The organism is Roseovarius arcticus (assembly GCF_006125015.1).
Lineage (GTDB): Bacteria > Pseudomonadota > Alphaproteobacteria > Rhodobacterales > Rhodobacteraceae > Roseovarius > Roseovarius arcticus.
The window spans coordinates 2929879-2941290 of the sequence record NZ_SZZN01000001.1; the positions used below are offsets into that span (position 1 = coordinate 2929879).

Annotated in this window: 11 protein-coding genes; 2 read left to right on the plus strand and 9 right to left on the minus strand. The window is 60.9% G+C overall.

The window, feature by feature from the left end; translation table 11 throughout:
* Positions 1 to 111: 111 nt before the first annotated feature.
* The 7 genes from MK6180000_RS14045 to MK6180000_RS14075 form a co-directional block, all read right to left on the minus strand.
* Positions 112 to 537: a GlcG/HbpS family heme-binding protein gene (locus tag MK6180000_RS14045; RefSeq protein ID WP_138935298.1), complete on the minus strand. Its 426-nt coding sequence runs from the start codon at positions 535 to 537 to the stop codon at positions 112 to 114.
* Positions 538 to 585: 48 nt separating this feature from the next.
* Positions 586 to 1800, minus strand: coding sequence for a CaiB/BaiF CoA transferase family protein (locus MK6180000_RS14050; protein ID WP_138935299.1), 1215 nt, complete (start codon positions 1798 to 1800; stop codon positions 586 to 588).
* Positions 1797 to 2582: an enoyl-CoA hydratase/isomerase family protein gene (locus tag MK6180000_RS14055; RefSeq protein ID WP_138935300.1), complete on the minus strand. Its 786-nt coding sequence runs from the start codon at positions 2580 to 2582 to the stop codon at positions 1797 to 1799. Before MK6180000_RS14055 ends, MK6180000_RS14050 begins: the two co-directional genes overlap by 4 nt.
* Positions 2579 to 3859 carry a TRAP transporter large permease gene (locus MK6180000_RS14060; protein WP_138935301.1) on the minus strand — a complete coding sequence of 427 codons (1281 nt, stop codon included), beginning with the start codon at positions 3857 to 3859 and terminating at the stop codon, positions 2579 to 2581. Before MK6180000_RS14060 ends, MK6180000_RS14055 begins: the two co-directional genes overlap by 4 nt.
* Positions 3859 to 4425, minus strand: a complete 567-nt coding sequence (locus tag MK6180000_RS14065) for a TRAP transporter small permease (protein WP_138935302.1) — start codon at positions 4423 to 4425, stop codon at positions 3859 to 3861. The genes MK6180000_RS14060 and MK6180000_RS14065 overlap by 1 nt, the downstream gene beginning before the upstream one ends.
* Before the next feature lie 122 nt (positions 4426 to 4547).
* Positions 4548 to 5528, minus strand: coding sequence for a TRAP transporter substrate-binding protein (locus MK6180000_RS14070; RefSeq protein WP_138935303.1), 981 nt, complete (start codon positions 5526 to 5528; stop codon positions 4548 to 4550).
* Positions 5529 to 5589: 61 nt separating this feature from the next.
* Complete coding sequence (locus tag MK6180000_RS14075) at positions 5590 to 6747, minus strand: pyridoxal-phosphate-dependent aminotransferase family protein (protein WP_138935304.1); 1158 nt, start codon at positions 6745 to 6747, stop codon at positions 5590 to 5592.
* A 138-nt stretch (positions 6748 to 6885) separates the two neighbouring features.
* On the opposite strand from MK6180000_RS14075, the gene MK6180000_RS14080 reads away from it, so the two are divergent.
* Positions 6886 to 9783 carry an FAD-binding and (Fe-S)-binding domain-containing protein gene (locus tag MK6180000_RS14080; protein ID WP_138935305.1) on the plus strand — a complete coding sequence of 966 codons (2898 nt, stop codon included), beginning with the start codon at positions 6886 to 6888 and terminating at the stop codon, positions 9781 to 9783.
* An 11-nt stretch (positions 9784 to 9794) separates the two neighbouring features.
* Positions 9795 to 10487, plus strand: a complete 693-nt coding sequence (locus tag MK6180000_RS14085; protein ID WP_138935306.1) for a GntR family transcriptional regulator — start codon at positions 9795 to 9797, stop codon at positions 10485 to 10487.
* A gap of 182 nt (positions 10488 to 10669) precedes the next feature.
* Here the strand turns inward: MK6180000_RS14085 and MK6180000_RS14090 are convergent, their stop codons facing one another.
* Both MK6180000_RS14090 and MK6180000_RS14095 read right to left on the minus strand, forming a co-directional pair.
* The gene (locus tag MK6180000_RS14090; RefSeq protein ID WP_138935307.1) at positions 10670 to 10849 is read right to left on the minus strand and encodes a hypothetical protein; all 180 of its coding nucleotides are present in this window, start codon (positions 10847 to 10849) and stop codon (positions 10670 to 10672) included.
* A gap of 81 nt (positions 10850 to 10930) precedes the next feature.
* Positions 10931 to 11371 (minus strand): hypothetical protein, encoded by a 441-nt coding sequence (locus MK6180000_RS14095; protein ID WP_138935308.1) that lies wholly within the window; start codon positions 11369 to 11371, stop codon positions 10931 to 10933.
* Positions 11372 to 11412 lie beyond the last annotated feature (41 nt).

Sequence of the window (11412 nt, forward strand, 5' to 3'; positions counted from 1 at the left end):
TTCGTCGAGGCAAGGGGTGGCCTGTCGTCCACCGTATGATCGGGCTTCCGACGATCCCGCGGCAAGACGACACGCTCCTTACGGAGTGATGCCCCGACTTGGCTTACCTTCTCAGCCGCCGTCAGCCACGAATCCCGCCTTTTCGATCGCGGCTATCGCGCAGGCCTCATCGTTGGTGGAACTGTCACCTGTGATGCCAATCGCGCCCAAAATATCGCCATCCTGCTTTATCAACACACCACCCGCGACCGGCACCAGCGATCCCTGCGCAAGCGCATTCATCGCTTGGATGAAAAATGGCTCGGTCTTGGCCCGTTCATACAGCGCCCGCGATCCCAGCCCCATGGCGACCGCGCCGCGCGCTTTGCCTTGGGCAATTTCAGGTCTGAGGTTGCTGGCGCCGTCCTCGCGCGCGAGGGCCATCAGATACCCGCCGCTGTCCAGAACCGCGACCGTCAAGGGCTTCAGCCCATTTTCGGTGCGCCATTGCAGACAGTCTTTGATGATGGCTTGCGCCTGATCGAGGCCGAGGGTCATATGTCATTTCCTTGTTTCATTTACCTGCGCGGTTAAAAGCGAAACGCTTTACAGAGGGTCGGCCGCGACCACAGCCCGCGACCGTATCAGGGCCTCTATCCGCGCGTCATCGCAGCCCAGATCGGCCAGAACCTCGCGGGTGTGCTGTCCCAACAGCGGCGCGGCACGGTCGATACTTGCGGGGGTCCGGCTGAACTTGACCGGGTGGCCGATTGTCTCGACCCTGCCTGCCCTAGGGTGATCGACCGCGACGATCATGTCGCGGGCGCGGGTCTGCGGATCGTCGTGCATCTGCATGATGTCATTGACCGGCCCGGCGGGCAACTCGGCCTCCTCCATCCGCTGCAGCCACGTCGCGGTGGTCTGCTGCGCAAGGTATCCGTTCAAGATCTCGACCAGTGCGGGCAGGTTGCGGATGCGCACCGCGTTCGCTGAGAACCTGGGATCATCGTTCAGCTCGGGCGCGCCGATCACCCCTAGAAAACGCAGCCAGTTGCTTTGGTTTGCGGCACCGACGTTGATCCAACCATCGCTGGTCTGGAACGACTGATAGGGCGCGTTCAAAGGATGAGCCGAGCCAAGTGGCGCGGGTTTTTCCCCGGTGGCAAAGGCAATGGCGGATTGCCAGTATGTCTGCACGATGGCCGCCTCGAACAGCGAGGTGTCGACCTTCTGACCGCGCCCTGTCTGCAAGACATTGGAATAGGCCGCACACACGCCCATCGCCGCCAGAATACCCGCGTTAATATCGGAAATCGGCGCGGCAACCTTGACAGGCGGGCGATCCGGGCCTTCGCCGGTGATCGACATCAGGCCCGACATGCCCTGCGCGATCAAATCGAACCCGCCCCTGTCGGCATAGGGGCCGGTGCGCCCGAACCCAGATATTTCGCAATAGATCAGACGCGGGTTGGCCTTGGCCAGATCCTCGTAGGACAGGCCCAGCTTTTCCATCGTGCCCTTGCGATAATTCTCGATTACGACATCGGCGTCGGCCAGAAGGCGGTGCAGGATTTCCAGCGCGTCGGGATCCTTCAGGTTCAGTGCGATGCCGCGCTTGTTGCGGTTCATCATCATATAGGCGGCTGCCTCGCCCTGGATCTCGGGGGGGACAAAGCGCCGGGTGTCGTCGCCATTGGGCTTTTCCACCTTGATAACGTCGGCCCCCATATCGGCCAGCATCAGTCCGCAAACCGGCCCAGCCATGATATGGGCCAGTTCAATCACGCGCAGCCCTGTCAGCGGCCCTGTTGGTGTGCTCATCGTCCTGTCCACTCGGGTTTGCGTTTGGCCAGAAAGGCCTCCATGCCGGTGCGGAAATCGTCGCTCATGTAGCACGATGTAATCAGGTCTGCATCGTCCACGGTGACCGCCGCGCGGGTGCGGCGCATCGCCTCTTTGGTGGCGCGCAGGGTCAGGGGGGCCATGGATCCCACATGATCGGCAAGCGCCGCCGCCCGCGCCATCAAGGCGGCCTCGTCCGCCAGAACCTCACTAACAAGGCCCACGCGCAGCGCCTCGTCGGCCTCAATCAGGCGCGCGGTAAAGATCAACTCGCGCACCCGCCCTGCCCCAATCAGGTCCGACAGGCGCGCAAGGTTGGCCGCGGCCAGGCAATTGCCCAATGTGCGCGCGATGGGATACCCGAACTTGAGGCTGGCCGATGCGATGCGGATGTCGCAGGCCGCAGCGATGGAACCGCCACCGCCCGTACACGCGCCGTTGATTGCGGCGATGGTGGGCACCGGGCAACGCTCAATCGCGTCCAGAACCGCGTCGACCCGGTGCTCGTAATCCAAAGCATCCTGCGCCGTCTCAAAGGCGCGGAACTGTGTCATGTCCGTCCCGGCGGCAAAGGCCTTGCCGCCCGCGCCGGATATAACCATGGCCCGGACGGACCCGTCCGTTGGCATCCCGGCGCAAAGCGCTGCAAGGCGTTCATACATCCCGAAGGTCAGCGCGTTGCGGGCGGCGGGCCGCTGAAACGTGACCCACAAAATACCGTCGCGAGTGTCTTGGCTTAGATCAGGTGTTTGCGTTGTCATCTGTAAAAATACTCCACCAAAAACATCGGGATGGCGGGCACGTAGGTGCATAGCATCAGAACTGCCAGCAGCACACCGACGAACCAGATGTTGACCTTGGACACCTCCCAGATATTGGCGCGCGCGACCGAACAGGCGGTGATCAGCACCGACGCGACCGGCGGGGTCTGTTGCCCGATTGCCAGGTTCAGGGTCACGACTAGGCCAAAATGCACCGGGTCAATCCCGGCAGCGGTGATTAGCGGAATGACGATGGGTATGACCAGAATGATCGCCGCGGCGGAGTGCAGGAAGAAGCCGATAATCAGGAAAAAGAAGTTCAGGATCAGCAGGATCGCCCATTGTTGCGTCGTGATTGACAGGATCCCCTGCGCCAGTTCCTGTGGTATCTGCGCGCGGGTTAAAAAGCCGCCCATCAACACCGACGCTGCGACAAGAAGCATGACTACGGCGGTTTGCATGCCACCGTCCAGCATCGCCCGGCGCAGGTGGCGTATATCAAGGTTGCCATACCACGCGGACACCGCAAGCGAGGCGATGACTGCGAGGCCCGCAGCCTCGGTCGCGGTGACATAGCCGCCAAAGATTCCGCCCAGAATTATCACCGGCAGTGTGAAGGCTGGCAGGGCATCGATAAAGGTTTCGCGCAACCGGCCCAGGCTGAACGCCGCCTCGGTTGGAAAATTGTAGCGCTTGGCGAACAGGTAGGCCACGACCATCAGCCCGGCCGCACCCAGAAGGCCCGGCACCAGACCGGCGACGAACAGTTGCTCGACCGAGGTATTGGCCGAGGCCGCATAAAGGATCATCGGAATAGACGGCGGGATGATGATGGCCAGCGAAGCCGAGGACGAGGTGACAGCCGCCGAGAATTCCTTGCTGTAGCCGCGTTTCTTCATCTGCGGGATCAGGATCGAGCCCATGGCCGCCACATCCGCCACCGCCGAGCCCGAGATTTCGGCAAAGAACAGCGACACGCCGATGTTGACCATCGCGAGACCGCCTCGGATGAAACCGATGATCGCCGAGACGAAGTTGATCAGCTTGTCGGTGATGCCGCCCGCGTTCATGATCGCACCGGCCAGAACGAACATCGGGATGGCGATCAGCGAGAATTTGGTCGATCCGTCGTACATATCCAACGCGATGGTCACCAGGCTTCCCGCCCCTTCGGTCGCAAGAAGGCCCAAGACACCACACATGGCCAGCGCCACGGCTATAGGAATGTTAATGCAGATCATCAGCAGCATCGCGATGAAAATGGCGCCTATCAGCATCAGATGCGATCCTTGTTCTTGTCGAGTTCAGTTTCGACCTCTTCTTCGATTTCCGCATGTTCGAGCGAAATTCCCGCAGACGTCAACTTGAGATAGGCGGGCAAGCTTAGGATCTGCCCAAGGATGAACAGCGAGGCACCGATGGGAATGACGGATTGCGTGAACTGGATCGGCACCCATGTCAGCGAAACCAGCGTGTCGCCCTCAAGCACCTCGAGTACCTGCAGACCGGCGCGGGCCATCAGCACAAAGAAGGTCAGCACGATCAGCTCTCCCAGCAGAAGTGCCGCAATCCGCATCTTGTGAGGCATCGCCAGCAACACCGTGTCAAACCCGATGTGGCGGCGGTGCAGCGCAGCTAGGGCGCTGCCGTAATAGGTGATCCACGCCAGCATGATTGCCGCAACCTCATCATACCAGGAAAAGCTGTCGCCCATCAGGCGGGCGATGACAGCCAGGCTGACAATCACTGTCAGCAGCACCATCTGACTAATGGTAATCCATTCAAGGATCTGGCTGACCCGCCGGTTGATGCGCGATAATACGGGATACGAAGCATGTTCCATTAAGGCCAGCCCTGTTGGACATCGCTCACCCCCAGCGTGCCAATATTGCGCATGCCGGGGCGGTCGACGGGTACTTTGAAACAAAACCGGGCGGCAGGGTCACCCCGCCGCCCGTTTAGATGTCAGCCCGACTGGCCGAGGCCAAGGACCGTGTCGATCATCTCTTGCGCACCGTCGACCTCTTCGGCGAACTGCTTGTAGATCGGCTTGGACGCTTCGATAAACGCGGCCTTGTCGGCGGTGTTCACCTCAACGCCGGCATCCTCAATCTCCTTGAGCAGGGTTTCTTCCATCTGGGCAGCTGTTTCGTAGGTGAAATCCTGCGTCTGGTTGGCGCACTCGGTCAGACCCGCGCGGATATCCTCGGGCAGCGCGTCAAACTTCTTCTTGGACGCCAGAATATAGGCTGGTGTATAGACGTGCCCGGTGATCGACAGGTATTTCTGCACTTCTTGGAACTTTGCCGATGCTATTTGGGCATACGGGTTTTCCTGACCGTCGATCACGCCCGTCTGCAACGCGGTGAACACGTCCGAGAACGCCATCGGGGTCGGGTTCGCGCCGTATTCCTGGAACATCTTCAGACGCCAGACACCGTTGGGCGTGCGCAGCTTGATCCCTTCCAGATCGGCGGGAACAGTGATGGGCCGCACGTTGTTGGTAATGTGACGAAAGCCGTTTTCGGCCAGTCCGACGATGTGATAGCCGTTTTCGTTCGCGGCTGTCTGGAACACATCCATCATGTCGTCCTGCACCCGGCGCATGTGGTCGCGGCTGACGATGATATAGGGCATCTCGAAGATGCCGAAGCTATCGTCGACAGACGACATGATCGACGAGGGCAGCGAAAAGTCGATCTGCGCCAACTTCAGCTTTTGCAACATTTCCTTGTCATTGCCCAGTTGCGACGACCCGAAGGTCTGCACCTCGACCTTGTCGGTCATCGACGCGTTGACGCATTCGGCAAAGTTGTCGGCGGTTGCCTCAAACAGCGATCCCGGCGCGCCAACATGGCCGAATTTCATCGTCATGTCTGCGGCCGACACGCTGGTTGCCAACCCTGCAATGGCTGTTGCGGCCAGTAGTTTTGTAATATTTTTCATTGTTTCTCCTCCCAGAGATTTACGGTTCTTTCAGACCGTCGTCCCACAGATGCAGCGCCCCTCAGCCCAACATCTGCATTGCAGCTTGCACCCCACCCTCCTTGTGGGGAACGTCCGCCTTCTTCAGACCCATTTCGACACCGGCCACCGTTGCGACCAACATCAGATCGTTAAAATCGCCCAGATGACCGATGCGGAACACCTTGTCGGCCACTTTGGACAAGCCATTGCCAAGGGAAATGTCAAAATGCTCCAGCGTGCTGGCGCGGAAGGCGTCGGCGCTGTGGCCCTCGGGCATCATCACGGCGGTCAGGACGCCGCTTTCCTGGCCCTGAGTGGCGCAGAGCACCTCAAGCCCCCAGTGGCGCACCGCCGCGCGGACCGCTGCACCGTGGCGGGCGTGGCGGTCAAACACGTTGTCCAACCCTTCCTCGTGCAGCATGTCCACCGCCTCATTGAGGCCGTACAGCAGATTGGTTGCAGGCGTGTAGGGGAAATAGCCGGTCTTGTTCGGCCCCTGCATCTCGGCCCAGTCCCAGTAGGACCGCTGAAGGGCCGCAGTCTTGTTCGCGGCCAGTGCCTTGGCGCTCGCGGCGTTGAATGACAGACCGGGGGGCAGCATCAGACCCTTTTGCGATCCCGATACCGTCACGTCCACGCCCCATTCGTCATGCTGATAGTCCAGTGACGCCAGCCCCGAGATGGTATCGACCATGAACAGCGCCGGATGCCCTGCGTTGTCGATTGCCTTGCGCACGGCGGCGATGGGCGACACTGAGCCGGTCGAGGTTTCGTTATGCACGACACAGACCGCCTTGATCTGGTGCTCTTTGTCCTCGGCCAGATAGGCCTCGATCTGATCCGGGTCGGCGCCGCCGCGCCAATCCCCTTCGATGAATTCAGCCTTCACGCCCAGCTTTTCCGCCAGCTTTTTCCACAAGGTCGCGAAATGCCCGGTTTCGAACATCAGCACGCGGTCGCCGGGCGACAGGGTGTTGACCAATGCCGCCTCCCAGGCGCCAGTGCCGGACGCAGGGTAGATAAAAACGCTTTCTTCGGTTTTGAAGATCGTCTTCAGCCCGTCCAGCGCCTTCATGCCGACCTTGGCAAAGGCCGGGCCGCGGTGGTCAATGGTCTGCTGTGATATCGCAGCAAGGATCCGGTCGGGAACCGCGCTTGGCCCCGGAATCTGCAAAAAGTGACGACCGGCTTTTCTCATGACAAAGGATCCCGGAGTTCTTGTGGAAATGATGTCCGCGGTTGTGACACCCGCTTTTCTATTGCCTAATCCTAATTTTGAATTCAAAATTATGTCAATGAAAAATATCGCGCTCTGCCGCAAGGAACTGGATCGGCTATGCCTCAGCTCTCGGATATCCTGAAATCCCGCGTCGAGGGAGACGTGCTCTTTGACCGCTTTTCGCGGGGGCGTTATGCGACGGATGCCTCGCTCTATCAGATGATGCCCCTAGGCGTCCTTTCGCCGAAATCCGAGGACGACATCCGCGCCGCCATCGACATCGCCCGCGAACAGGACGTGCCGATCCTGGCGCGCGGGGGCGGCACATCGCAATGCGGCCAGACTGTGAACACGGCGCTGGTTCTGGATAACACCCAGTATTTCAACAACATCTTGGAACTGGACGTGGCCAATCAACGCTGCGTGGTGCGCCCCGGTATCGTGCTGGACGAATTAAACCGCGCGCTGAAGCCTCACGGGCTATGGTTTCCGGTCGACGTGTCCACCGCATCGCGCGCCACCATCGGCGGTATGACGGGCAATAATTCATGCGGTGGCAAATCGCTGCGCTATGGCATGATGCGTGACAATGTCCTGTCTATCGACGCCTTTCTGGCCGATGGCAGCCATCACCATTTCGGCATGAACGGCCCCGTGCCATCGCCGGACTTCGCCGACCTGAGGGACGACATGCTGCGTCTGGGAACCCGCGAGGCGGACGAGATCGACGCTCGCTTTCCCAAGGTTATGCGCCGCGTGGGGGGCTACAATATCGACGCGCTGACACCAGCGCAGGCCCCCAACAACCTTGCCCAGCTTCTGGTCGGCTCGGAAGGGACGCTGGCCTATTCCACCGCGATCGAGCTGAAGCTGTGGCCAATCCTGTCGCAGAAGGTTCTGGGGGTCTGCCACTTTGCCACCTTCCATCAGGCGATGGACGCGGCCCAGCACCTTGTCACGCTGAACCCGCAGGGTGTCGAACTGGTGGATGCCACGATGATCGCGCTGGCCCGCGACATTCCAATGTTTCGCGCGACCATCGAAGAGGTCGTGACCGGCACACCCGAGGCCCTGCTGCTGGTCGAATTTGCAGAAGAGGATTCCACCCGCCACACTGCCAAGCTGAACGCGCTGGACGAGATGATGGGTGATCTGGGGTTTTCCTGGTCCGGCACCGGCAGCGCATGGGGCGGCGTAACCAAGGTGACTGACGCTGCGATACAAGGGCGCATTGCCGACCTGCGCAGCTCTGGGCTGAACATCATGATGTCCATGAAGGATGACGGCAAGCCGGTGTCCTTTGTCGAAGATTGCGCGGTCGAGCTGATCGACCTTGCCGACTATACCGCCGGCCTGACCGAGATTTTCGAGCGCCACGGCACCCGTGGCACATGGTATGCCCATGCCTCGGTCGGCTGCCTCCATGTGCGCCCGGTGCTGAACCTCAAGCTGGACAAGGACGTCGCGACGATGCGCGCGATTGCCGAGGAATGCTTCGACCTGGTGGCGCGCTACAAGGGATCGCATTCCGGCGAGCATGGCGACGGGCTGGTGCGCTCGGAATTTCACGAAAAGATGTTCGGCGCGCGCATGGTCGCGAACTTTGCCGAGGTCAAGAAACGCTTTGACCCAGGCGGGCTGTTCAATCCCGGCAAGATCGTGGATGCGCCAAAAATGGATGACCGCCGGCTGTTCCGTTATGGCCCCGACTACGCCGCCCCCGAAATGCAAACCGCGCTGGACTGGTCCGACTGGACTGGCAGCGGCGGCGGCTTTCAGGGCGCTATTGAGATGTGCAACAACAACGGCGCGTGTCGCAAACTGAAGGGCGGGGTGATGTGCCCGTCTTTCCGCGTGACGCGCAAAGAACAGGATTTGACACGGGGCCGCGCCAATACGCTGCGGCTCGCCATCACCGGCCAGCTAGGCCCAGATGCCCTGACATCGGAGCAGATGGCCGAGACGATGAAACTCTGCGTGTCCTGCAAGGGCTGCAAACGCGAATGCCCGACCGGCGTGGACATGGCCCGCATGAAGATCGAAGTGCTGGCAGCGCGCGCGCGCGAACACGGGCTAGGCCTACATGACTGTCTGGTCGGTTATCTGCCGCGTTATGCGCCCTGGGCGTCCCGCCTGTCGGTTCTGACGAACCTGCGCAACACCGTGCCGGGGATCGCGCGCCTGACCGAACGCCTGACCGGATTCACCGCCACGCGAGACCTGCCGGTCTGGAGCGCGCACCCCTTCAAAAACCGAGAGGTCGCGCCGCAGGGCAGCCCGCAGGCCGTGCTGTTCGCGGACTGTTTCAACCGTTATTTCGAGCCGGAAAACCTGCGCGCCACGGTCAAGGTGCTGGATGCCGCGGATGTCCGTGTCCAAGTAGCGGCCGCGCCGGACGGAGAACGCCCGCTGTGCTGCGGGCGCACCTTCCTGTCAGTGGGTCTGGTGGATGAGGCCAAGGCCGAGGCGCGCCGACTGGTCGATGCGCTGCTGCCCTACGCAGAGCAGGGCCTGCCAATCATCGGGCTAGAGCCCAGCTGCCTTTTGACCCTGCGCGACGAAATTCCTGCCCTTATGCCTGGCACGGACACGGCCCTGCTGGCCCGCCAGGCTCGGATGCTGGAGGAATATATCGCGGATCAGGACGGTAACCCGGATTTCAATCTTCCGCTTGGCTCGCCCGCACCCAAGATCCTTCTTCACGGGCACTGCCACCAGAAGGCCATGGACGTGATGTCCAGCATCCAAAAGACCCTATCGCGCCTGCCCGACACTGAAATAGAAACCATCGAAACAAGTTGTTGCGGCATGGCTGGGTCTTTTGGCTACGGTGTCGACACACATGAAATCTCGCGCAAGATGGCCGAGGCAGATCTTGCCCCGGCGGTGCGCGCCGCCGACCCCAGCACGCTGATCGTTGCTGACGGCACGTCCTGTCGCCACCAGGTAGGGGACACAACCGGTCGCAAGCCGATACACGTCGCGCGACTTCTTGAGATGGCCCTGAAACAGTGACGAGGCACCCGATGAGGCATACTGCCGCCCCACAACCGATCCAGCGCACATCCCTGCACCGGGAATTGGTGGACCGTCTGCAACTGTTGATTATCAACGGCGATCTGACACCTGGCGCGAAAGTGCCCGAAAAGGCGCTCTGCGCGCAGTTCGACGTATCGCGCACGCCCCTGCGGGAGGCGCTGAAGGTTCTGGCCTCGGACGGGCTGGTCCGGCTGGAGCCGAACCGGGGGGCATGGGTCACACCCGTCACGACCGGAGAGGTGGAAGAGGTGTTTCCCGTCCTCGGCGCGCTGGAGGCCCTGTCAGGCGAGCTGGCCTGCAAAAGCATCTCGCCCGATGAAATCGACACGGTGCGCCATCTTCACGCCCAGATGATTGGCAGCTATGAAACGCGGGATCTGGACAGCTATTTCGCACTCAACCAGCAGATTCACCGCGCGATCCTTCTGGCGGCGCGCAACGACACGCTGACGACCTCCTGTCAGGCGCTGTCGCTGCGGATGCAGCGCGCGCGCTACCTTGCCAACATGACCGAAGGCCGTTGGGCGACGGCGGTGCAGGAACACGAAAACATTTTGAAATACCTTGTCGACCGTGACGGCAAGAATCTGGCGCATACATTGCTGGGCCATATGGAGGCCAAGCGTGCCTCGGTGGTGCAATGGCTAAATGCGCAAGACCCGCTGCCCGACGCGTCGTAATCTGCCCGGCGACGTCCGTGACTGTACGCAGTCCCGGACAATGGGCGGTTTCCCCTGCAAAAGAGCATTTGACGCCTACGGTTCGTAGGAAGGTTGGAAATAAACATGGCAGTTTCTCCATCCGCCGCTTGCCTCCACATCGCCGACACCGCGCCGCCCCAAGCCTGCTAAGAGCCAGTACTTTACCGAATTTTTGCGCTGCCGCAGAAGTCGAATTCCGGCGTCAATCCCATACGCCCTACCTTCCCGTGGTTGACCGTCTTCAGGACATCGCCCAGATGCGTCAGGTCTTTGTTGGCGCTGTTGGGCGTCAGCCCCTCGGCATGAATGCGATCACACCAGTGTCCGCGGAAATTGAGCATATCGTCGCCTGTAATCTCTGTAAGTGGCTTATCGCCGACGACAGCGAGAAAATTCTGGATCGCCCACCTGCGCGGGTTTTTCTAGCGGCGAAGCCGATCCTCGCTTTTGCCGAGCGTTTTGTCCTTCGCCAGTGTCCAATACAGCTTGAGCGCGCTGGACACGGTGGTTACAGGCCCGGGCACGTTTCCGAAAACAGCCGCCGTAACTGCCTTATCTGGTGTGCCTTCGTCGTAAGGGATTGCTTTGATCCGCTTCAGCACCTCCCGCCGCGGTAAGTCAGCCACGTCCGCCGCATGCAGATATCGAAATCCCCGCCTCTGCGCGATCGTCTGCGCCGAGACATGGCGTCTGGACGCCTCCATGTCATCCCCAGGCAGACGAGCTTTCCAGAGTTCAAGTTGCTCGTTCCATATCGCGGCAACCTTTTGGCGTGCCAAGGCCATCGAATCCGTCTTGAGGCTCACGTACAAGGGCGCGCGGACCTCGACCGGCAGATACCGAGAAGGCACGCGATTGCGCATTCACCACACCGAGAGAGGTGCGGACAAGTCTATGAGGCGGC

Bases quoted from the DNA above. Each gene is read 5' to 3' on its own strand.
- MK6180000_RS14080 (WP_138935305.1), top strand. From the start codon at position 6,886: ATGCCTCAGCTCTCGGATATCCTGAAATCCCGCGTCGAGGGAGACGTG.
- MK6180000_RS14075 (WP_138935304.1), bottom strand. From the start codon at position 6,747: ATGAGAAAAGCCGGTCGTCACTTTTTGCAGATTCCGGGGCCAAGCGCG.
- MK6180000_RS14050 (WP_138935299.1), bottom strand. From the start codon at position 1,800: ATGAGCACACCAACAGGGCCGCTGACAGGGCTGCGCGTGATTGAACTG.
- MK6180000_RS14090 (WP_138935307.1), bottom strand. From the start codon at position 10,849: ATGCTCAATTTCCGCGGACACTGGTGTGATCGCATTCATGCCGAGGGG.
- MK6180000_RS14060 (WP_138935301.1), bottom strand. From the start codon at position 3,859: ATGCTGATAGGCGCCATTTTCATCGCGATGCTGCTGATGATCTGCATT.
- MK6180000_RS14085 (WP_138935306.1), top strand. From the start codon at position 9,795: ATGAGGCATACTGCCGCCCCACAACCGATCCAGCGCACATCCCTGCAC.
- MK6180000_RS14045 (WP_138935298.1), bottom strand. From the start codon at position 537: ATGACCCTCGGCCTCGATCAGGCGCAAGCCATCATCAAAGACTGTCTG.
- MK6180000_RS14065 (WP_138935302.1), bottom strand. From the start codon at position 4,425: ATGGAACATGCTTCGTATCCCGTATTATCGCGCATCAACCGGCGGGTC.
- MK6180000_RS14055 (WP_138935300.1), bottom strand. From the start codon at position 2,582: ATGACAACGCAAACACCTGATCTAAGCCAAGACACTCGCGACGGTATT.
- MK6180000_RS14070 (WP_138935303.1), bottom strand. From the start codon at position 5,528: ATGAAAAATATTACAAAACTACTGGCCGCAACAGCCATTGCAGGGTTG.
- MK6180000_RS14095 (WP_138935308.1), bottom strand. From the start codon at position 11,371: ATGCGCAATCGCGTGCCTTCTCGGTATCTGCCGGTCGAGGTCCGCGCG.